General features: G+C 50.5%; 19 protein-coding genes and 1 tRNA gene. 16 read left to right on the forward strand and 4 right to left on the reverse strand.

All coding sequences use genetic code 11. The features are described from left to right. The 8 genes from MR847_RS04185 to MR847_RS04220 all read left to right on the forward strand — a co-directional run. Nucleotides 1-724 (forward strand): hypothetical protein (locus MR847_RS04185; protein WP_287723027.1); only part of this gene is annotated, 724 nt, incomplete at its 5' end. Nucleotides 725-1,004: 280 nt separating this feature from the next. Next, nucleotides 1,005-1,967, forward strand: coding sequence for an Rpn family recombination-promoting nuclease/putative transposase (locus tag MR847_RS04190; RefSeq protein ID WP_100424919.1), 963 nt, complete (start codon nucleotides 1,005-1,007; stop codon nucleotides 1,965-1,967). Between the two features lie 123 nt (nucleotides 1,968-2,090). After that, on the forward strand, nucleotides 2,091-2,768 hold the full coding sequence (locus MR847_RS04195) for a hypothetical protein (RefSeq protein ID WP_287723028.1): 678 nt from the start codon (nucleotides 2,091-2,093) through the stop codon (nucleotides 2,766-2,768). Next, nucleotides 2,768-3,646: a hypothetical protein gene (locus MR847_RS04200; protein ID WP_287723029.1), complete on the forward strand. Its 879-nt coding sequence runs from the start codon at nucleotides 2,768-2,770 to the stop codon at nucleotides 3,644-3,646. Before MR847_RS04195 ends, MR847_RS04200 begins: the two co-directional genes overlap by 1 nt. A gap of 136 nt (nucleotides 3,647-3,782) precedes the next feature. Beyond that, nucleotides 3,783-5,129 carry a glycoside hydrolase family 5 protein gene (locus tag MR847_RS04205; protein ID WP_287723030.1) on the forward strand — a complete coding sequence of 449 codons (1,347 nt, stop codon included), beginning with the start codon at nucleotides 3,783-3,785 and terminating at the stop codon, nucleotides 5,127-5,129. An 18-nt stretch (nucleotides 5,130-5,147) separates the two neighbouring features. Next, nucleotides 5,148-7,475: a signal peptide peptidase SppA gene (sppA, locus tag MR847_RS04210; protein WP_287723031.1), complete on the forward strand. Its 2,328-nt coding sequence runs from the start codon at nucleotides 5,148-5,150 to the stop codon at nucleotides 7,473-7,475. Nucleotides 7,476-7,504: 29 nt separating this feature from the next. Then, nucleotides 7,505-7,575: transfer RNA gene (locus MR847_RS04215), tRNA-Gln, on the forward strand. A 72-nt stretch (nucleotides 7,576-7,647) separates the two neighbouring features. After that, nucleotides 7,648-8,427, forward strand: coding sequence for an RsmB/NOP family class I SAM-dependent RNA methyltransferase (locus MR847_RS04220; RefSeq protein WP_100424914.1), 780 nt, complete (start codon nucleotides 7,648-7,650; stop codon nucleotides 8,425-8,427). Nucleotides 8,428-8,445: 18 nt separating this feature from the next. Here MR847_RS04220 and rd read toward each other — a convergent pair whose 3' ends face one another. After that, a complete protein-coding gene (rd, locus tag MR847_RS04225) occupies nucleotides 8,446-8,610 on the reverse strand; it encodes a rubredoxin (protein WP_100424913.1) in 165 nt (54 codons plus the stop codon). A 102-nt stretch (nucleotides 8,611-8,712) separates the two neighbouring features. Between rd and MR847_RS04230 the strand changes: the two genes are divergently transcribed. Next, complete coding sequence (locus tag MR847_RS04230; RefSeq protein ID WP_287723032.1) at nucleotides 8,713-10,119, forward strand: hypothetical protein; 1,407 nt, start codon at nucleotides 8,713-8,715, stop codon at nucleotides 10,117-10,119. 32 nt (nucleotides 10,120-10,151) lie between these two features. Here the strand turns inward: MR847_RS04230 and opgC are convergent, their stop codons facing one another. Next, nucleotides 10,152-11,201: an OpgC domain-containing protein gene (gene opgC / locus MR847_RS04235; protein WP_287723033.1), complete on the reverse strand. Its 1,050-nt coding sequence runs from the start codon at nucleotides 11,199-11,201 to the stop codon at nucleotides 10,152-10,154. A 7-nt stretch (nucleotides 11,202-11,208) separates the two neighbouring features. Then, the gene (locus tag MR847_RS04240; RefSeq protein WP_100426744.1) at nucleotides 11,209-12,309 is read right to left on the reverse strand and encodes a hypothetical protein; all 1,101 of its coding nucleotides are present in this window, start codon (nucleotides 12,307-12,309) and stop codon (nucleotides 11,209-11,211) included. Nucleotides 12,310-12,408: 99 nt separating this feature from the next. On the opposite strand from MR847_RS04240, the gene MR847_RS04245 reads away from it, so the two are divergent. From MR847_RS04245 to recF, 5 genes are read left to right on the forward strand one after another with little or no spacing between them, the layout of a single operon-like run. After that, nucleotides 12,409-13,041 (forward strand): LolA family protein, encoded by a 633-nt coding sequence (locus tag MR847_RS04245; RefSeq protein ID WP_100424910.1) that lies wholly within the window; start codon nucleotides 12,409-12,411, stop codon nucleotides 13,039-13,041. A gap of 8 nt (nucleotides 13,042-13,049) precedes the next feature. Further along, nucleotides 13,050-14,642, forward strand: a complete 1,593-nt coding sequence (locus tag MR847_RS04250; RefSeq protein WP_287723034.1) for a hypothetical protein — start codon at nucleotides 13,050-13,052, stop codon at nucleotides 14,640-14,642. 1 nt (nucleotide 14,643) lies between these two features. Then, entirely contained in the window at nucleotides 14,644-15,666 is a 1,023-nt protein-coding gene (locus MR847_RS04255) for a PorV/PorQ family protein (RefSeq protein WP_106520061.1), read from the forward strand. A gap of 32 nt (nucleotides 15,667-15,698) precedes the next feature. Next, nucleotides 15,699-16,358 (forward strand): TetR/AcrR family transcriptional regulator, encoded by a 660-nt coding sequence (locus MR847_RS04260; protein ID WP_106520062.1) that lies wholly within the window; start codon nucleotides 15,699-15,701, stop codon nucleotides 16,356-16,358. Between the two features lie 7 nt (nucleotides 16,359-16,365). Continuing rightward, nucleotides 16,366-17,469 carry a DNA replication/repair protein RecF gene (gene recF, locus MR847_RS04265; RefSeq protein ID WP_100424906.1) on the forward strand — a complete coding sequence of 368 codons (1,104 nt, stop codon included), beginning with the start codon at nucleotides 16,366-16,368 and terminating at the stop codon, nucleotides 17,467-17,469. Nucleotides 17,470-17,497: 28 nt separating this feature from the next. Here the strand turns inward: recF and MR847_RS04270 are convergent, their stop codons facing one another. Continuing rightward, nucleotides 17,498-17,956, reverse strand: coding sequence for a hypothetical protein (locus tag MR847_RS04270; protein WP_287723035.1), 459 nt, complete (start codon nucleotides 17,954-17,956; stop codon nucleotides 17,498-17,500). Between the two features lie 96 nt (nucleotides 17,957-18,052). On the opposite strand from MR847_RS04270, the gene uvrB reads away from it, so the two are divergent. Continuing rightward, nucleotides 18,053-20,224: an excinuclease ABC subunit UvrB gene (gene uvrB / locus MR847_RS04275; protein ID WP_287723036.1), complete on the forward strand. Its 2,172-nt coding sequence runs from the start codon at nucleotides 18,053-18,055 to the stop codon at nucleotides 20,222-20,224. 86 nt (nucleotides 20,225-20,310) lie between these two features. Continuing rightward, a partial coding sequence (locus MR847_RS04280; protein WP_287723037.1) for a hypothetical protein occupies nucleotides 20,311-20,984 on the forward strand: 674 nt, incomplete at its 3' end.

Raw genomic sequence — 20,984 nt, forward strand, 5'->3', positions numbered from 1 at the left:
TGGAGCAAAGGCTGCGTATGAATGGACCATGCCGAAGTCGACAGAAAGAACTGCGAATGGTACCGGTTTGAAGACGACGACGGCCACCTATGCTACGGAAAGCGGAACGATGACGGCGACTCTCGTGGTAGACGGCAATACGGTCACGTGCTCGGCTCTTCAGGTGAACGGCGCTGCGATTACGGGTTGCTCTTGCACGGCTGACGCTGCTGAAGTGGATATCAACGGAGCTTCGGCGACGGCTTCTTGGAAGGTAACGGGCTGCACTTCGGATGCAACAATTACGGGCTACGCTTGGTCGACAGGTGTGACAGGTTCGGATAACACAGGCTCGATGACGGTTTCTGCCAAGGGCGAACAGACTCCGACGGTGACGGTTTCGAACGCCGAAGGAACGAAGCAAGAAGTGACTTGTGGTACTGTGAAGGTGACGGATTCGACTGCTCCGGAATATGAAATTCTTAAAGCTAATGACTTGGTGACTTTGCCGAAAGCTGGATCTTACACTATTTCTATGGGTGCGACGAATCCTGGCGGCTGCCAAATTTGGTGCACGAGCGCTACCGGTGAATCTTGGAGCGCATCTGTCAACGGAGGTGCGGCGACTTCTGGTACTTATCATGCTGCAATTGAAGGCGTGAGCGCTTCGGACTGCTCTGGTACTATGAGCCTTGAATTGACTGGCGCTACCTCCGAAGTTAAATGCGGTGCTAACTGGTGGTAATAGCTGGTATTAGCCTAGTAAATTTCAAAAAAAGACCTCTCTTCGGAGAGGTCTTTTTTGTATGCATTCAAAACTGCTGGCTATTTTTTTGCTGTGATTTCTCTGCGTTAGGAATTGCCCAAACTGATTAATGAGCGATTAATCAGTCTTGCTGCTGAAGAATTCTTCTGTTTTTTTTACGAAAATCGGCATTTCGTTTATGGCATGAATTTTGCAATAAAACGAATGCTTTCAAACGGAATCATCTTGTTGGAGTGGTAAGTAACTAGCAGAGGAAATAATGACAAAAGAACAATATGCGAAAATGCTTCGGGACATTTGCGAAATCCACAAGACTGGCGGCGATACGCGCGCCTGTATTGCAAAGTATACTGAACGCTATAAATATGTTTATGTCTACAACGACGACATTTTCAAAGTGCTTTTGGGAAATCCCGCCAACGAAGCGGTCACCGTTGATTTTCTGAATGCAGTGCTCAAATTGGATGGTGCCGATTGCATTGATCACGTCACATTTGCAAATCCTGTAAGCCCAGAAGCTTTTGCAAAAACATCGACTTCGGATATCGTGGCGGATGACCAACATAAGGATCGAATTGTCCTTGAAGTTCAGCATGTGAATGGCAAAAGCTATGCCGACCGTTTGGTGCTTTATGCCGCAAAGCATGTGGTTGCGGGCCGCGTCAAGGGTGAGGACTACTGCCTCCGCAACTTAAATTTAATCAGTCTGCAAATGTTCAACGGCTTTCCCCGTTCCGGGAATTATCGCCACAGCATCCGTCTCAAAAATCAGGAAAACGAGGTGTTTTACGAAAAGCAGACCATCACGCTTGTAGAAATTCCCAAGTTCCTTAAAGGGAATTTTACCAAGGACAACAGTCGCCTTGCGCTGTGGCTTCGCTTTTTTGAAAGTCTTAACGACGAGACTGTTGGGAACGCTGTCGTTGACCCAATGTTCCGTCTCTTGCAGGAGCGTGCAAAATTGAGTACATTTACAAATGAGTTCTTAGTAAGCGAGGCGATGAAAATGGGCGATCACAATTACGAACTTTATGTGGAGAAGGCTCGTGCCCGCGAAGAGGGCCTTTCCGAAGGCCGTGCAGAAGGCCGTGCAAAAGGACGTGCTGAAGGACGTGCTGAAGCACGGAGGGAGATGGCAAAGGGACTTCGGGATGCGGGAGTCAGCATTTCGCTTATTTCCAAACAAAGCGGCCTATCTGAAAATGAAATCTTAGCCTTGTAATGCAATCCATTTGCAGTAATTATAGACCTCTCTTCGGAGAGGTCTTTTTGTTTTAAACGGGAAACATCATTAAAATCTTTTTGCTTTTTTTGCAGAGAGGTGTGGTATATATTTTCCTAGGAAATGAAACGTATTTTTCGAATCGTTGGATTTTTAATTGCTGTGGCATCTTGCGCTTTTGCGCAGCCGTCAGATTCTAGTTCTACCCTTGTTCTTGCGCCTAATGCAAGTGAAGCTTCCTCAGAAAATCTGTGGGTGGATTTGGGCGTTGCTTTGGATGGTGCTTTTGGCATGTGGAATGTCAAACTTCAGGAAAATCACCTGAAAGCTCCGCATGTTGCGTTTGGCCTTTCGGGGTTGATTGGTTTTAACCATTTCGCATTCCGCTTTTCGGCTCTTGGCGAATATGAAGCAGTCTATGTTAGCGAAGGAACTCAGGCGACGATCAATGAAGGCTTTTGGCGCTTGGGTGGCGGAGCCGCTGTACGGTTCCAGTCCAGCAAGGAAAAGGGCGTCTGGGCAGAGCTCGGCTCGGCGGTTATGGTCGCTCTCCAGGATAAAATTACTTTGTGTGAAAGTCAGGAACAGAGTATTTATTGGGGACTTGAATCTCATGTGAAAGTTCCGCTCGAAATTTCTGCCGGTTACCGCTTCCCGCTGGGGGCGGTGTCTCTTGAAGCCGCGCTTTTCGGTGCTTACGATTTGACAAATTCCACGTCTTTCGTTGTGAATGAAAGGAAACTCGATGCTCGGGCGTGGAACGTCGGTGCTCGTTTCGTTCTTTGGGCGGTGAGGCTGTAATGAAAAAATCGAAATTTTTTACCCTGGCCGCAAGCTTGCTTGTCTTTGGGATGGTTGCGTGTGAAGATACGGATTTGAGGGCTGTTTCTGGAATCGAATCCGTTGTAATGGAATCATCGTCTTCGACGATTTCATCCAGCTCAAGCGAGATAGTTTCGTCGTCTTCGACGATCCCTAACGGCAATTCCTCGTCAAGTGCTGTGAGCTCTTCGTCGAGCGTGAAAGTCAATTCTTCGTCCAGCGTCAAAGTCAATTCTTCGTCGAGCGTGGCGGGGGAAACGAAACCATCCAGCTCCTCGGCAAAATCTTCAAGCAGTGCGGAATCGGTTGAAATTCTTGGAACCTGTGCTCCGCAAAAAGATTCCATTGTGATGACGCAGTGGGCAACGTGGGTCTTTACCCAGACGAGTCCTGCAGATACTAGTGTGGCAAGCTCCCTTAAGTTCAAATGGATTATTGAAGGCTCTTATCAAGGAACGGGTTCGGGAAAGGGACTTCGCAATGTTTCTGGCCAATATCCGGAAACGGGAACTTACATCGCAAGGCTTTCGATTGCGGGCGGCGATACAATCACATGTTCTCCGCTGACGGTGACGGTCGCTCCGATTACAGGCTGTAAATGCACGGCTTCTGCGGAAACGGTAGATGTTTCGAATGGCTATGGGCTTGCTAACTGGAATATCTCAGGTTGTGAAAGCCTCCTTGGTATTTCGGCCTATACCTGGTCAAGCGATGTGAACCCGACTTGGGCTAACGCTTCGCTAACGTTTACGGCTGCGGGACAATCGGTAACGCCGACGGTTGCTGTTTCGAACGACAACGGTTCGTATTTGGAAGTGACTTGCCCGACTGTGACGGCTATTCGATCGAATGAGTAGTGAGTGCGCGTGGCGATCACATCTCTAATTTCTCAGCTCTGAAAGCCTGTGTTCAGCTGTAAACAGAATCGGTAGAAATCTTAGGCTGCTTCTCTTTGGCAAAAAATATATTGAAGAAAAAGCTTAGGGAGGCTATATGAAAATTCGCTATCTATTGGGTGCCCTACTTCTCTCTCTTCTGTCTGCCTGTGACGAAGATCTTTCTCCGTCTCCAGTGCTTGAAGAAGAACGGGCTCGCCAGCAGGCGATAGCGGATTCCATTGCGAAAGAAATTGCAATCCAAGATTCGATTGCGTATGAACAGCTTCTGGATTCGTTGGCGGAAGTCGCAAGACGGGATTCCATCATTCGCGATTCGCTTGTGCGCGATTCCATTATCCAAGATTCGATTCGCCAGATTGCGATTCGGGATTCCATTGTTCGCGACTCCATTGTTCGCGATTCTTTGAAACAGGATTCGATCCGGCAGGTTTATGACTTGCAGGATTCCTTGCTCCAATTGGACGTGCATGTCGCGGAACCGACGATCGAACCTCGCCGCGTGGGACCGGTCGGTCAGTACGGTGAAATGAAGGTTGGCTTGAATGCAGACGGCCATGGACGCATTTACGGTTCTTGCCCTGCGTATTCGACACCGGGAAATGAAGTCCAGGTCCGTGGCATGAGCCTTTACTGGAGCCTCATAGAAAACGGCACGGATTTTTACAACGACGAAAAGATTACATGGATGGTCGATTCCATGCACATCGAACTGATTCGTGCTGCAATGGGCGTGGATTTGAACTGGGGCCGTGGCAATTACTTTACGGATACGGAAAAGTATCGCGCCTTCTTGGATTCCACAATCGAATCGGCAATCAAGAACGATATCTATGTGATCGTGGACTATCATTCTCATAAGGCGCATCTCGATCCGAAATCTTCGATGCTCTTCTTTGAATATGTCGCCCAGAAGTGGGGAGCCTATGACAACGTGATTTTTGAAATTTATAACGAACCGACGGATGCGCGTTGGAACTGGATCAAGCTTTATGCAGAAACGGTGATTCCCGTAATCCGCAAGTACTCGGATAACATGGTCATCGTCGGAAGCCCGGCGTGGGATCAGACTCCGGACCTTTTTGTGAAGGAACCGGTGGAAGGCGAAAATATTTCCTATTCCTTCCATTACTATGCGGGATCGCATAAGATTTCGAACCAGGGCATTCGCGCCGAAAAGGCGATGGCGGGCGGTCTTTCCGTGATCGTTTCTGAATGGGGAACGATTAATGCGAACGGCGATGGTGATGTTTCTGAACACAATTCGGAATGGCAGGAATGGGTTGACAAGTTCCAGCTTTCTTCGGCGAACTGGTCGGCTTCCTGTGTGCCCGAGGGAGCATCTGCTTTCGAAAGCCGCAATATGGAGCTCACGGCGAGCGGTCAGTGGCTTGCGGATAGCGTCTTCTCCAAGAATCCGACATTCTATGTGAAGTGCAAATAAGGTTATATTTTTTCAGAAATGAAAAAATATATCGCCCAGATTCTATTCACCCTGACTGTTACTTCTTTCGCATACCTTCCGGGGGAATGGATGTTTCCATCTCTCCCGAATTCAAACGGTCTCTTTGGGAATCCGGCGGGCCTTTCCGCATTCGATTCTCCAGGGGCTGTTTTGAATTTTGGATGTACCAAGGACGATGTTTATGAAATGTCCTTGGGTGCGAACGGCGATTACTTCGGTGCGTCTTTTGAATACCGCTCCGACTATGAAGGAGTCGATGAATCGCGATGGAATTGGATCAGTTCCATTCCGATGCTCGACCGTTTGGCGTTCCTTGGAATTTCGGTGGGTGCATTCCGCAGTGCCGATTTTGACGGAACGGATTTTTCGATGACGCCTGGCATTTTGGTGCGCCCGTTCAACTGGCTCGCTTTGGGTTTTGACAGCCGCCATGCACTGCAGTTCGGCCCAGAAAAGCAACGCCGGATGCAGGAATACGGGGCGACTGTTCGCCTATGGGACGGCTTTTCGGTCAGCTATGCCGGGGTGAACCAGAGCACGCACCGTTTGCTGTTGCAGGCCGATTTGAAGCTCTTGAACGTCGGGGTGCAGATTCCGCTTCACGGTAAGGAAGATTACCGAGTTTATCTTTCGCATGCGTTTGGACGCACGGTCCATGGAACGCTTTCGATTGACAACGATTGGAAGCCTCGCCATTTTTCGATTGGGTATCATTCGGCAAGAATCGCGGATGCGAACATGCTTTCCCGTGTGGTGCGCGTTCCGCTTTCGATGCCTTTGAAGGAAACGGAACAGGGCTTTTCTTTTTTTGGAAAACAGTCGCTCAGCTTAGAATCGTTGCGGGAAAACTTTGAACTGCTCCTTGCGGACGGTAGCGCGGAAGTAATCATTTTTGATTTTTCCGGTTACAAAGCGGGTACCGCGATTTCGAAGGAAATCGAAAGAGGCATTGCAAAGCTCAATACACAGGGGCGTGTTACGGTCGCTTACCTCGACGAGATCCGTCCGACGACGTTGCTTGCGGCAAGTTCCGCGTCAAAGATTGTGCTTGAACCTTCGGCTCGGGTGAATTACCGCGGTGTCGGCGGGGAAGTCCTTTATTACAAAGGCTTTTTTGACTGGATCGGGGTGAAGGTGGAACTTTTGCGTCATGGAGCTTACAAGTCGGCGGTTGAGCCTTACACCGCGGACTCGATGAGCGTCGAAGCCCGTTCGAATTACGAAACGCTTTACAAGGATTGGTGGAGGTCCATGACGGCGGACTCCCGCGTTCGGATATCAAATACGGAATCTTTGGATTCAATGATGGCTCATCCGAGCTTGCTCGCCCAGGATGCGAAAAGGGTCGGGCTTGTGGATACGCTTTTGTACTTGGACGAAGTCGCTCCTTATGTGCTGAAGACGCTTTACGGGATCGAAGCTCCGTTTGTGATGGTCTCGGACTTTGTGCCGAAAGCGGGCTTGCGCATTTTCGACGAGGACTGGCGCCCGCGTTCAAGGATTGCCTTGTTGAATATCGAAGGCTCGATCGTGGACGGTTCTGGCGGATACGATCCGATCACGGGAACACGCAGCACGGGTTCTGCGGAAGTTCTGGACGCCTTGGGAAACCTGATGCATTCTCCGGAGTATTCCGCGCTGATCGTTCGCATCAACAGCCCGGGAGGCTCGGCACAGGCTTCGGATGAAATCTGGCATCGCTTGAGCACGATTGCGAAGACTCGAATGCCGGTGATTGCGAGCATTGGCGACATGGGCGCAAGCGGTGGTTATTACATTGCATGCGGCGCAAATGAAATCATCGCCGAAAAGGCGAGCATTATCGGAAGCATCGGCATTTTTGGCGGCAAGGTCAGCTTTAAGGGTCTGCTCGACAAGCTCAAGCTTCGTATGGAACCGATCAAGACGCATCCGCATGCCGATGCCGAAGGGCAGGGCCGCGAATTTGACGACGAAGAAAAACAGGCATTGCAGAATTACATGGACGCCTTCTACGACCGCTTCCTCGGTGTGGTCAGCGAAGCGACGGAACTTTCGAAGGATTCCTTGGACAAAAGCCTTGCCGGTGGGCGCGTCTTCACGGGCCGTCAAGGGGTTCAAAACGGTCTTGTGCACCGGATTGGCGGAATGGATCTCGCGATAACCGAAGCCAAACGCTTGGCAGGGATTTCGGAGCGTCGCCCGGTGGTCCTCCAGTCGATTCTTACGGATGATTCCTACATCTCTAGGAGCTTTTCGGACCAGATTCGGCTCATGGATTGGCTGAACTCGGTAGAAAAAACACAAGTTTGGGCTCTTTTTGTCGCACCCCCCTTGCCGTTTTAAACATTTTTTCTAACTTTGGGTCAAATCACTGAGCTATGGTGTAATGGTAGCACAACAGATTCTGAATCTGTTTGTCTTGGTTCGAGTCCAGGTAGCTCAATAAGATAGGTCGGTTCTTAGGAATCGGCCTTCTTATTTTTTAAACCCTTCTGAAGTTTCTAATTTAGCCCGCATGGCAGCTCCCGATTTCTTTGCTTTCTACTCGGAATACTTTGGCGAACGTTGGAACGCCTTACTGCCGGCTCTCCGTGGAGAAGCCGTTTACGAAACGATCCAATACCCCGAAAAGGAACCGTATTATCTGGATGAAGCCTCTGCGTTTGCGGCACGAGCTCTTGGCGTAGAACCCGGCATGGACGTTCTCGACATGTGCGCAGCCCCAGGCGGTAAAACGCTCATCCTCGCCCAAGCCTTGCAAGGCAAAGGTTCCTTGCAGTCCAACGACCGTTCGCCCGACCGCAGACAGCGCCTTTCGCATGTGCTCGAAAACACGCTCCCCGAAGAATATCGGAAAATCGTTCAGGTCTCCGGCTACGACGGTGTCCGCTTTGGCATGTACCGCAAGGAAACTTTTGACCGCATCCTTCTCGATGCGCCCTGTTCCTCGGAACGGCACGTGATGGAAAGCGAAAAATACTTAGCCGAATGGTCTCAGAAGCGCATTTCGCACATTGCGATTACACAAGGCTCGCTGCTCGCGAGCGCTGTCGATGCTCTAAAACCGGGAGGCCAAATGATATACAGCACCTGTGCGCTTTCCAAAATGGAAAACGACGACGTGGTGCGCAAAATCTTGAAAAAACGCAAGGGCAAAGTCCGCGTTTTGGAAATGAAGCCAGACATTCCCGGAACGGATCAAACCGAATTCGGCTTGCAAATGCTTCCGGACCGCTGTGCGGGACGAGGGCCTATCTTCTGCGCAAAGCTCGAAAAACTGGAAAACGAAAATTAATTTGTCTGTAATTCGAGACTAGTCGATTTCCACTTCGAAGTCTTTCTTTTCAGTTCCGCAAACGGGACAAACCCAATCCTCGGGCAAGTGTCCAAAGGCGATACCCGGCTCGATGTTGCCTTCCGGATCTCCTTCTGCGGGATCGTAAATGTAACCGCATTCGGTGCAATGATATTTTTTCATCTGAATCTCCTGGATAAAGGTGAATTGATGTTCCCCTTTTTACGATTTAAATTATTTTAACGATGTATGATGTCGTCCTTTAAAATCTTTTTTGCGTCGCTGATGATTCTTTCGGTGGCCGTCTTTGCGCGTGATGTGCCCGTTCGTTTTGTTCTGCTCACCGATTCCGTGGAGCAGGATGCAAAGTTTGTAAAGCTTGAAAAAGATACGGTTTATCTGTTGCCGCTTGATTCCGCAGAGAAGGCGGAAATCCAGAAGGCAGATGAAGCGCTCTTAGACAAGATAGATCCGGATTCTACGGCTTCGGATTCCGTAGAACATGCGGCGGAAGAGTCTTCGAATTATGCGGTCGTCAATTCGGCGGAAGCGGTCGAAGATTCTCTTGCAAGGCTCGACTCGATTGCGGAAGCTGCGCGTGTGGCGGATTCGGTGGCCAAGGCTCAAGCCGCAGCGGAAAACGATTTCGAAACGGCTCTCCTTGCACAGGAACAGCAGGCGGCAGCGGACTCCTTAGCCAAAATCCAAGCGGAGGAAGATTCCATTCGTGCGAAAGAAGTGCAGGATTCGATTGCAAAAGAGGCTGCAATCCCTGTGGAGCAGAAGTACATCAAGTATTACAAGCTTGACTTTAAACGCATGACGAACTTGGAAAACAAGGAACCGGTGAATCTTTCGCTTTCGGACTTTGTCTATACCGAGGATGAAGAGGAATACGAGCCTCTCTATCCGGAAGGAGGTGCGAATATCCTTGTGAGCTCTTACCCGGACAGCTGCGAACTCTTTATCAACGGCGAACCCCTGGAAATGTTTGCCCCGGATACCGTCCAAAAAATCAAGCCGGGTAAGTACACGTTCTCGGTCAAAAAACGTTTGAAGGACGTGGACTGGTGGGGATCGAAGACGGTGAAGATCAATGCGGATTCTTTGAACAAGGTTCACATTGCCGTGGAACGCCCGACGACAAAGCTCACCGTGGCAACGATCCCGGACGGCGTGGAAGTTTATATCGATGAACAGCCGACGGAAAGCGTGATGCCAAAATACCTGACGGACGTGGCGATTGAAACGGAACCGTCGGTCGCGAAAACGGTTTACATGCGCAAGATCGGCTACCTGGATACCGCTGTCACGGTCGAAGTCCGCGCCTTTATGCCGAACCCGATTTACGTGGAACTTGAAGCGGTCGATAATTCAAGCGTTGTGGAAATGCAGCGTGAATATGAACGCGAACGTTCCCGCCGCTACATTGGCCGTGGCCTCTTGTGGAGCTCCATTGTGCCGATAATCGCTGGTGGCGTGTTCTGGTACTTGGCGGAAAGCGATTGGAGCGAAGCGGCGGACAAGAAGACCGCTTACGAGAAGAGCGCCTTTGAAAGCGCCGATACGCAGAAGCTTGTGAAACAGAATAAGGACTTGAACGATTCAGGCGACACGAAGGGTATTGTCGCTCTCGGATTCGGCGTGCTCGGTGTGGGACTTTTTGTGACGGGCTTTGTGCTCGCCTTCTAAGCCTTCAAAAATTTCAACATGGGTGGGGAATTTTAAGCTCTCGGCTTTTTGTCGAGAGCTTTTGCGATGAAAAGAAGGAGAACGCAGCACAAGAGAGGTGCGATCACGTTGTACGGCAAGTGGTACTGCACCGCGTTCGGCGTTGCCATCCACAGGTAGACGCAAATCGTGTGGGCTGTATAGACTTCAAGGCTGTGACGGCCTAAGATTGCGCAAGGCTTCAAGTCGAGCCAGGTGGGCCTATGACGCACGATAAACGAAATGATGCAGACGAAGGCGATAAAGTTTGCAAACCGCAGAATGCCGACGTGGGCCTTGGAAATCAGGATTTCGCTCGGCTGGGGAATTCCCCAAAAGCCATGGGACCAGAAAAAGCAGAAAACGCAAAAGACGAGGGCAATCGGGAAAAGATGGTCGAGGCGTTTCGAAGGCGAAGCCAGCGGGGAATTCGGACGCTTCCACATGGCACTGAGGGCTGCTCCGCTAAAGTATACGAATTGCCACGAGAAAAGATCAAAAAATCCGGGATTCATCCAGCTGGGGAAAACGTGCAGAATCGATTCGCGGAGTGGACCTTGCGACAGCGTCCAAATGCTAAAAGAAATTCCCCAGGCGAGCTTCAAATGACCTCGGGTCATCCAGGGGACGACGAACGATCCAAAAAGAAGAAGAAAACAGTACAGCGGAAGTACGTCGAGCCATTCGGGCAGGTAGGCGAGGGCTGCGATTAAAACAGATCCGCTGAACGGATGTGCGTACAGACCTTTGAAAAAAGGAGCAATCTTGGAAAGAAGCAAGAACGCGGTGAGGGCAAGGAAAATCACCGAGCTGATGTGGAATTTCCAAATGCGAAAGGCGCGCTTGCGCATCCAGCTCGTGTCTTCGCCGCGCGCCGTTTTGCTGATGACGGCGAGCATGCCGACAAATCCCGAAAGAAAGAAGAATCCTTCCGCAGCAGAGAAGAAGCCGAAACTCTGGTACAGCGCATGGCTGATCGGTCCGCTGAAATGGTCCAGCGTCATCTGTAATAAAAGAAGCCCTCGAATGGAATCAAGGGCTTGAATACGTTTTGAATGTGCCACGGGTCGTTTAGAATTCGACGTGTCCGCTCATCCCCATGGAGAAGTGGTTTGCACCTTTACTGCAGATATTGTAACCTGCCCAGAAGATGATTTCCGCTTCGACGGTCGGGTAGAGATAGAAGGACGGGCCGACGAAGTGGCGACTGTCGTTGTGCTGTTCCGTACTCGGATCGTGGAATTCATAGGTAAAGCCCATGGAGAACTTCTTGTGCAGATCCAAGGACGGTTCGATGTAGAACATGCGTTCGTCTTCGGTGAAGGTTTGGTCGACGACGGAAGAATCCTTTTCGGCGAGGAGAGCCTGGTAGTAAGACGCTGCGATGTTGAAGAACTTGTAGTTGAAGGACGGTTCCACGAGGAAGGTGTGGACGCCGTGACCCTTGTACGGGTGTGTACCCCAGGTCGCGTTGATACCGTAACTGAAGAGGTCGCTGCTCTTGGCGTACTGGATTTCGGTACCGAGAGCATAGGTGTAGGAACGGCCGATTTCCTTGCCGAAGACCCAGTCAAGGCTCGGGGTAATCGTGAAGCGTTCTTCCGTCTTGGAAATCAGGTCGAAGCCATAGGTGATGAACGCGGCGAGCGAGTGGGAGTTGTTTTCGGTAGCGCCGATGTAAGCCTTGCCGTTTTCCACTTCGAAGCCGATACCGCGGATGCTCTGATCGCGGAGGATAACCGCATAGTCTTCGGTGTCGCGCCAGTAGTAATAAGAGAAGGAACCTGCATTGTAGGTGAGGTCACCGAACACGATGCGGGCGAGCGGGGTGAACTGCCATGCGAGAGACACTCCGTCAAAGTTAAATCCTGTCCAACGGTTTTCTTTGTCACCCATGGCGGTTGCGCGGTTTTCGTGGCGCACCTGGGAAGCTTCTGTACCGTTTTCCGAGACGTAGTTACTGTGGGTGCGACCCTGGATGCTCACGGAGACGTTTTCGTCGAGAAACACTTTGGATTCGAGCTTAATGTCTTGGTTCGCGGCGTTGGTCGGGCTAAAGTCCTTATCCCAGTAAGAAGCGTAATCGGCATCGATTTCGCCGTGCAATTCAACATCGACTGCGAAAGATGCAGTGGCTGCGGCAAGAACAAAAAGGCTAAGGTGCTTGATCATAGTTTCCTTTGCGTAAAAACTCATTTGGGCTTCAAAATAGAAATATGCACGAAAAGAATCCATCAAGTAGGGGTCCCTTTTTTGTAAATTAGGCCTATTATGGGACTTTTCCAAAAAATTTTGACGACTGCGATCACGGCTTTGGCCGTAAACGCTTTGGCTGCTCCGGCGGATTCCGTCATGACGCTTTCCAAAAAATGGTTCGATTCGGGCAAAGCCTGGAATTTTGACTTTAAAATCCGCGTGGATTATGCAGGCTCTCCGCAGACCGGTTACCAGAGCGGGAACTTGCTTGTGACCGGCAAAGACATGTTCCGTTTGCAGCTCCAGGGAATGGCTATCTATTGCGACGGTACGAACTTTTGGCAGTGGAACCAGGAACAGCGCCAGGTCCTGCTCAAGCTTTTAGAAGACATGGAAAGCAATATGCACCCGTCGGAGATCCTGTTTAAGTATCTCCAGTGCAAGCCTCTTTCGATGAAGCAAGACAAGATCGGTAAAAAGTCGGCGAACGTGATTACCTTGGACGCTTCCAAATATGGCAAGGATTTTGCCGAAATGGAAGTTTGGCTTTCGACAAAAGACGCTTCTCCGCTGCGCCTTGTATCGGTCGATCGCCTGGGAAATGTCTCTACTTATGAAGTTTCGAACTTGAAGCGTTTAGATAAAGTGAACAAGGAAGACTTTATTCTGAAACCGGAAAAAGGCGTCGACGTCATCGATATGCGCTAGGAGGGGAAATGAAGCGTTTGAAAAAAGCGATTCTTGAGCTTGGACTTTTCGCCGTCTCTGCGTTTGCGGCTAAAGGGGAAAGCTTTGTCAGTAATTTCACGTATGCGGCAGGACCTACATCTACGACGGGTTCGATCTGGGTCGTGAGCCGTGGCAATGCGGGCAGCGGACTTTCGCTCGTTTCGCTTTCGCCGACTTCGGGAACGGTTTCGTATTCCATTACGGCGACGGAACTTTTGCCGGATTCGCTGACACCGGTACAGGATGGGGTCTTTTCGGATGTGACGGCGGAACACCGTCGCACGCCTTTTGCAAATGCGGGCAAGCTCGGATTTGTCGTACCGCTGATAGCGGAAACCGATTCGGGCTATTTGGCTCCTTATGGTTATTTTAGCGCTCGCACGGCAAATGCTGTGACGGCAAAACCTCTTCCGGCTCCGAAGGGGGAATTCCCGGAACTTTCGGAAATGTCTCATGCGGTTTCCGCCTTTGTGTACGATTCGACATCGAGCGTCTTGTGGATGGCTCGCGGCATTTACGGGGTGGCGAAGGAAGACGTAAGCGGTGGGATCAACTCTCCGAAACGTTCGAATTTCGTGGTGAACAAAAAGAGCTTGACTCTCGATTCTTTGAAGTCCTCTTCGGTCGTGGATACGGTGAACAATCCGGCGGTGTTTGGCATGGCCCGTTCTTTGGATGGAACTTTTTACCTGGCGACGGCGGGTGGGCTTTTTACGCTCGATATTTCAAATTTTAAGCTCAAGGCTTCAGGCGTAAAGGGCCTTGATACTTCTCGTGTAACTGGCGTCTGGATCGGTGGAAATCCGGAACAGATCATTGTGGAAACGAGCAAGCGTGGCAAGTCCAGCACGGAAGATAAACTGTGGCGTTCTTATAATGGAAAGGCTTTTGCCGAAGTCGTGTTCCGCGATACCACGGGCAAGGCTCAAAAGAATATTTACGACAAGAATGACTTTACGACAAGTGATGTCGCCTTTATCGGTGACAGGGCGTTCCTTTCGGTTCAGGCGGTGGAAGGAAGCGCAAGCGGTCTTTTGAAACTCGACAGCATCGGTGCAATTCCGTATGACGATGAAGATAACCAGTGGCTTTACGGCTTGAACGCAGGCGTGGTCGATCGCAACGTAGAAGTGACGTCCATCGCAGCCTTCCCGATGACGGCCAAGATAACGGGCCTTGTCGCTTGTACGAATGGCGCGGGCATTTCGGTTTCGGCGGACACGGGAAAAACCTGGACGCACATCATGAAGCAGACGGCCCTCAAGGATAACTTGGGTTCGATCCGCATGATTCCTTCGGTCATCGGTGCGGATAACCAGTCCTTGGTTTCTTACAAGGTGAGCAAGAATTCAAAGATTACGATTGAAGTCTTTAGCTACGATATGCGTCGCGTTCGCACAATCGTCAAGGACGCAGAACGCGCGGCCAGTGCAACGCGTAGCACACTTGCTACGGAAGATTATTGGGATGGCCGTGATAACGCCGGCAATGCGGTGGCGATGGGCATTTATTATGTGCGCGTGAAGGATAATCACGGGCATGTCGGTTGGGGCAAAGTGATGACCGTGGGAGGCAAATAAGATGAAGCGTTTATTTGTACTCTTTTTTTTGATGGCTTGTGCGAGTGTTTTTGCCGATAAGAAGGCGGCTCTTGGCGGCATGGACGGTTTTGTGGAACGTATGGCGACCGGTGGCCGTGAACTCGGACGTGGAAACATCGGTGCTGCAGATACGTCGGCAATGCCTTCGGCGTATTTTAACCCGGCCCTTCTCGCGTTCCGCAGTAATGTGGGATACGCCCTTGCGGCGGAAAAGCGCGATCTCGATCGCGCGGGCGGATCGCTTGGCATTGAATCTTCGGTGGGAAAACGGATGGGCATTGGCGCTGCGGTTTTGTACCGAACCGATTTGGACTTTGAAGTCATCAACAGCGATGATGAAACGGTCGGCAGTGCGCAGCCCTACTTTACGACGACTTACATCGGCGTCGGTTATCGTTTGACCCGTAAAGACGGTATCGGCTTTTCTTTGGCGATGAGCTACGACAACCTGGATATTTCGGGCGACTATGAAGATGCGGATCTCGTGGATTCTTACCAGAGCCCTGTCGTTTTGAACCTTGGCTGGCATCGCGAATGGAACGAACATTGGTCGACTGCAGTCGTGATTCGCAACTTGAGCTTTAGCAAGAACCTTTCGGCAAAATGGACTCGCAATGCTTCGAATGACAATTCCGTGGAGCAGAGCGAAGGTGTGCGCCCCAAGGTTCTGCAGATCGGTCTCGGTTACCATACGAAACTTTTAGAACGTCCGATTTCCGTTTGGATGGAAGCGCTCGATTACCAGGTTGCGGATACACTCCTCGTTTTTGACCCGGATTGGCATATTTGGACGGGTCGTTTTGGTATGGAATGGGAAGCTCTTGAAAATTTGATTGTGCGTGGCGGTTTTGACGAATTCAACTATACGTTTGGTTTGGGCTACAAATTCAGTCTGCGTTTGGGCAAGAGAAAGTACTTCTTCCAGATTGATTATGCTCTGGTTTATGAATCTCAGGCGGAACTTTGGAACCCGTTGAGCTTCGGTTTCCGCGGTTGGCTATGATGAACGGGACTTCATTAAACTAACTTTGAAATATGATGGCAGAAGAAATCGAAAAAAACGCATCGAAGTTCGGTCCGCGCTGGCAGCGTAAAAAAGAAGATCGCCCCCAAGAAATCTTGGATGCGGCGGTGGAACTTTTTGTACAGCAGGGCTTTGCGGCTACGAAGGTGAGCCAAATCGCTCGCAAGGCCGGTGTGACGCCGGGAACCTTGTATGTGTATTACAAGAACAAGGAAGCGATTCTGCAAGAAGTCGTGATGAAGGCTCTGAGCCCTATCTTTTACGATGCGGATTCGATTTTGAACAATTATGCAGGAACGGCCAAGGACCTGGTCTCCATTTTGATTGAAAAGTGGTGGAACGCAGTCGGCGGCGAAAGCAAGATTTCGGGCATTCCAAAACTCATCAGTGCAGAAGCTTCGAATTTCCCGGAACTTTCTGATTTCTACAAAAAAAACATTTTGACTCCGGCTTACAATTACATTCGCCTAGTATTAGAATATGGCATTAAGACAGGCGAATTCCAGATAGAAAATGTGAACGCAGTCGCCTATACGATTTTGTGCGCTTTCCACGGGGCTGTTTTGGATGCTCATTCGTTTAAAATCGCTGCTTCGAATGGTGTTCAGGTGGGACTCTTCAAGGGCATGTTCCACGACCTGGTGCTTCACGGCATTTTAAAGACAAAGTAATTTCCAAATGATCCGTTCGCTCTCCCTGCTCTCCTTGCGTAATTTGCACGAAGGCCATTGGGAATTCGGCGACGGGATTACTGTTATCTGCGGAAAAAATGGCATCGGAAAGACGACCTTGCTCGAAGCGATTCATTTGCTTTGTGAAGGATATTCTTTTCGCACGCATACGCTTTCGGATTTAATCGGCTGGAATGAACCGGAATTGATTTTGCGCGGGCAGCTTGCGGAATCGTCAAGCGCGGATCGCCTTTATGAACGCGCCCTTTCGGTTCACAGGACCAAGGGGACGACGGTCAAAAAGGACGGCGTCCTTTGTAAAAGTGTCGGTTCCTTTTTTGGAACGATTCCTGCGGTGATCATGCAGCCCGCCGATATGGAAATGGCACGAGGGGCACCCGAAATCCGCAGGCGTTACCTCGATGAACTTCTCTGCTTTCGCCATGTGCGGAATGCGGACTTGCTTCGCCGTTACCGTCGCATTCTTGCAGAACGCAATCAATGGCTGAAACAGAATAAGCTCGGCGAAGCGGTCGGCGGGGAAGAACTTTTTTCCGTTCTCACGCAACAGCTGATAGACCTTGCGGTTTCTGTTTGGAAGGAACGCTTGGAACTGGTGCAAGAAATCGCACCCGCCATTTGCCGCTATTACGAAATGCTCGCCGGCAAAGGCGATGAAGTTTCGGTCGCTTACAAAAGTTCCGTGGCACAGGAAGGCTTTTCGGAAGAAGCGCTGCGTGAAGCTTTTGTCGAAAAAATGGACACGCTCGACATTGCCGAACGTTTGCAGGGAATTTCCCTCGCAGGGCCTCACAAGGACGATCTTCTTTTGTCGTTGCACGATCATGAAATGCGCTCTTCCGGTTCACAGGGGCAGTGCCGCAGCGCGACAATCGCTTTAAGATTCGCCGCTTCGGACATTGCAAGCGCACATCTCGTCAAACCGGTACTGCTCTTGGACGATATCTTTGCCGAACTCGACAAGAGCCGCCGTGGAGCGGTTGCTGACGTGATACGAGAAAAGCAGTGCCAGGTTTTTGTGGCGACGCCCCGTGCCGAAGATCTTCCGTTTAAAGCGAATGCGAAAATCGTGATGGATTCGCAATGCTGAAGGGGATTATTGTGACTACCGCAGTAATTCACGAAATCAATTTGACATCGTCCTTGCGTTTTTCCAAAAGCCTTTGATAAAAAGGGTAAAGAAAACTGTCGTAAGAAATTTGTCCAAAAAGGATTGCCTTGGAGTGCATCGCGGCAATATCGTTTACAAAGCGGTTCGTCGCCGCGTTAAAATGATCCCGATGGAAAAAGCTTGCGATCAAAAGTCTGCCTTCGTCGATTGCGCGGTCTTCTTCGCGGCTTAAATATTCGGGTAGGGATTTTCCGAGGAGCCAAACCGCCTTGCCGCCGTTTTGCAGAACGTAGTGTAAAAAGCATTTTTCCGCCTGGGAATGGAATGGCCCCGTGAAGCAAACTTCGGACGGGGATTCTTTGACCCATTCGAGAACTTTTTGAACAAATTCTCTTTTTGCTTTGCGCGAAAGAAAAACGGCGATTTTCGGCTCGCGCCATAATTTTTTGTTTCCGAGATTTTCCATGCATACCTCCGTGTTGAAAAAGGAAAAATTCTCCTTCTTTAAAGACGTTTTTGTAGGCCAAACGTCTACGCAAAAAGTGAAAATTTTTGGTTTCTTATGTACATTTTAGCTATGGCACGTGCACGTAAATCGATCCGTCCGGATCCGTATCAAAGACCTTTCCTTGAAAAGCTTTCCCCAGAACAGAGTAAACCGGGAGAACTTCCGCAATTTTTGGAAGCGACCCGTGCGAATTACGATTTGCACAGTGCATACGGGGCTGCAGGCGACCAGCCTTCGGCTATTCAGAATTTGACCGAAGGCTTTGAACGCGGGGAACGTTTTCAGTGCCTGCTCGGTGTGACGGGTTCCGGCAAAACGTTTACCATGGCGAACGTGATTAAGAACGTGGGGAAGCCGACGCTCGTTTTGACGCACAACAAGACGCTTGCCGCTCAGCTGTATCAGGAATTTAAAACGTTTTTCCCGAATAACGCCGTGGAATATTTCGTGAGCTACTACGACTACTACCAGCCGGAAGCTTACATCGTCCACACGGACACCTATATTGAAAAAGACGCGGCGATCAATGACGAAATCGACAAGCTCCGTTTGCGTGCGACGAGCAACCTTTTGACTCGGCGTGATACGATTATCGTGGCGAGCGTGAGTTGCATTTACGGCCTGGGCTCTCCGCGGGAATATTTTGATTTGATGGTGCGCCTCAAAGTGGGGCAGGGGATTGAACGCGATACGATTTTGATGCAGCTTGTACATATCCAGTATCAGCGAAATGACTTTGCTTTGGAACGCGGATCGTTCCGCGTGCGCGGTGACGTGATTGAGGTTTATCCGAGTTACGATGACGTGGGAATCCGGATTGAACTTTTTGGCGATGAAGTCGATCGCATTTGCCGATTTGACTTGATTACGGGGGAAGCGAAGGAATCCTTGCCGGACATTCGCATTGCACCTGCCCGTCACTTTGTGACGCGGGAAGATACGCGCGAACGCATCGCTCAGGATATTCAGTTGGAACTGAATGAACGCTTGGAACAGCTGACGAAAGAAGAAGCCTCGTTCCGCAAATCGGGCAACACTTCGGAAGCGGATGCGCGTGTGCTCGCGAGAGCTCGCCTGGAAAGCCGTACCAAGTACGATATGGAAATGATCCGTGCCACGGGCATCTGCTCGGGCATTGAAAATTATTCCCGCATTGTGGAACAGCGCATGCCGGGAACGCGTCCGTTTACGCTGCTCGATTACTTTGGCGAAGATTGGCTTTTGATGATCGATGAAAGCCATGTGAGCGTTCCGCAGATCGGTGGCATGTCGGAAGGCGACAAGTCCCGTAAAACGAATCTGGTGCAGTACGGCTTCCGTTTGCCGTGTGCTTTGGATAACCGCCCGATGAACTTTGATGAATTCGAAGCGATTTATCCGCAGCAGGTGCTGTTTGTGAGTGCGACGCCGGGTGAATATGAACTTGAAAAAACGGGCGGCGCGGTTGTGGAACAGATCAACCGTCCGACAGGCCTTCTCGATCCGAAAATCGAAATGTACCCGGTGCAGGGTCAGATGGATGTGCTGCTCAAGCGCATTTCGGAAGTGACGGCTCGGGGTGAACGCGTCTTGGTGACGACGCTGACAAAGAAAATGGCGCAGGACCTGACCGACTTCCTCATTTCGGTGAACGTGAAGGCGCGCTATTTGCACAGCGAAATCAAAACCTTGGAACGTCACAAGCTGTTGCGCGGACTGCGCAAGGGAGACTTTGACGTGCTCGTCGGCATTAACCTTTTGCGCGAAGGCTTGGACCTGCCGGAAGTTTCTCTCGTCGCCATCCTCGATGCGGACAAGGAAGGCTTTTTGCGCAACTACCGCAGTCTCATTCAGACGATGGGACGCGCGAGCCGTAACGTGAATGGAACGGTGATCCTTTTTGCGGACGTGATGACGGAAAGCCTCGACAAGGCTCTGGCAGAAACCCGCCGTCGTCGAGAAGTTCAGGAAACGTTCAACGCCGAACATGGAATTGTGCCGAAATCCGTGAGCCGCAAACTGGAAGATGACCTCGAAATGGTCGATCCGCTCGGCGAAATCATGGGCAAGGGCAAAAAGCCCAAAAAAGGCAAAAAATCAGAACTTTCCGGTCCGCCGGAGGCAGACGATTCGGATGAAAGTGCGACACTTGAAGAACTCGAAGCGAAGATGAAGGCGGCTGCCGCCCGTCTCGATTTCGAAGAAGCGGCCCGTTTGCGCGATATTATCCGTGACCGAAAGGATTAATTCCTCTTTACGTTCGTTCTTTTGTGTAAAAATTTGTGTATTTTCACTAAGAAATTACAACGAGGAGTCTTATGAATTTCAAAAAAATGATGTTGGCTTTAGGTACGCTTGCGTCCTTCGGTTTAGTCGCTTGCGGTAGCGATTCTTCTTCTTCGGGTCCGGAGTCGGATCGCTCGAGCAGCAGTGCAGAACATATCGTTCTCCCGGAATCCAACGGTGACTCGCTGATTACGGTTTCGAGCTTTAAGGCGGGTTATGCGACGGCAACGTCTTTGAAGTTTACCGGCTCGATCGCCGCGGTTTTGAACATTGACACGACGACCGTGATTGACTCGGTGCAGTTCAAGCTCGGCAACGAAAGTGGCAACGCTTCTACTTCGGACTTTAGCTTTACGCAGCTCACGGAATCGGTTCCGATGCTTTCGATTGGCTCTGTGTTGAATCCGACTCTCGACATTTCCTCGATGGCGGAATGCGGTTCCTTTACCGTATACCTCATTGTTTACGGTCACAACAATGATTTGAAACTGGTGGCGAAGGATTCGACAGTCTTTACCCGTTCTGCAAGTCAATGTGCGACGGAAGAATCCAGCAGCTCTGTGGCAGCTTCCGAAGACCCGCAACTCACCGCTTGGAATGTGACCCTTTCGACGGTCGTGACCGAAGCGAATGCGGTGGATCTGGATTCCAAGACGACGTATTTGAGCACGGATCTCGTGGCAAATGCGGCTGACATCGACCTTTACATTGCACGTGAAGC

The sequence above is a fragment of the Hallerella sp. genome (genome assembly GCF_022776125.1).
GTDB lineage: Bacteria > Fibrobacterota > Fibrobacteria > Fibrobacterales > Fibrobacteraceae > Hallerella > Hallerella succinigenes.

Excerpts from the sequence above, each read along its gene's own strand:
- MR847_RS04190 (WP_100424919.1), top strand. The coding sequence starts at position 1,005 with ATGACAAAAGAACAATATGCGAAAATGCTTCGGGACATTTGCGAAATC.
- MR847_RS04195 (WP_287723028.1), top strand. The coding sequence starts at position 2,091 with ATGAAACGTATTTTTCGAATCGTTGGATTTTTAATTGCTGTGGCATCT.
- MR847_RS04200 (WP_287723029.1), top strand. The coding sequence starts at position 2,768 with ATGAAAAAATCGAAATTTTTTACCCTGGCCGCAAGCTTGCTTGTCTTT.
- MR847_RS04205 (WP_287723030.1), top strand. The coding sequence starts at position 3,783 with ATGAAAATTCGCTATCTATTGGGTGCCCTACTTCTCTCTCTTCTGTCT.
- sppA (WP_287723031.1), top strand. The coding sequence starts at position 5,148 with ATGAAAAAATATATCGCCCAGATTCTATTCACCCTGACTGTTACTTCT.
- MR847_RS04220 (WP_100424914.1), top strand. The coding sequence starts at position 7,648 with ATGGCAGCTCCCGATTTCTTTGCTTTCTACTCGGAATACTTTGGCGAA.
- rd (WP_100424913.1), bottom strand. The coding sequence starts at position 8,610 with ATGAAAAAATATCATTGCACCGAATGCGGTTACATTTACGATCCCGCA.
- MR847_RS04230 (WP_287723032.1), top strand. The coding sequence starts at position 8,713 with ATGATTCTTTCGGTGGCCGTCTTTGCGCGTGATGTGCCCGTTCGTTTT.
- MR847_RS04240 (WP_100426744.1), bottom strand. The coding sequence starts at position 12,309 with ATGATCAAGCACCTTAGCCTTTTTGTTCTTGCCGCAGCCACTGCATCT.
- MR847_RS04245 (WP_100424910.1), top strand. The coding sequence starts at position 12,409 with ATGGGACTTTTCCAAAAAATTTTGACGACTGCGATCACGGCTTTGGCC.
- MR847_RS04250 (WP_287723034.1), top strand. The coding sequence starts at position 13,050 with ATGAAGCGTTTGAAAAAAGCGATTCTTGAGCTTGGACTTTTCGCCGTC.
- MR847_RS04255 (WP_106520061.1), top strand. The coding sequence starts at position 14,644 with ATGAAGCGTTTATTTGTACTCTTTTTTTTGATGGCTTGTGCGAGTGTT.
- MR847_RS04260 (WP_106520062.1), top strand. The coding sequence starts at position 15,699 with ATGATGGCAGAAGAAATCGAAAAAAACGCATCGAAGTTCGGTCCGCGC.
- recF (WP_100424906.1), top strand. The coding sequence starts at position 16,366 with ATGATCCGTTCGCTCTCCCTGCTCTCCTTGCGTAATTTGCACGAAGGC.
- MR847_RS04270 (WP_287723035.1), bottom strand. The coding sequence starts at position 17,956 with ATGGAAAATCTCGGAAACAAAAAATTATGGCGCGAGCCGAAAATCGCC.
- uvrB (WP_287723036.1), top strand. The coding sequence starts at position 18,053 with ATGTACATTTTAGCTATGGCACGTGCACGTAAATCGATCCGTCCGGAT.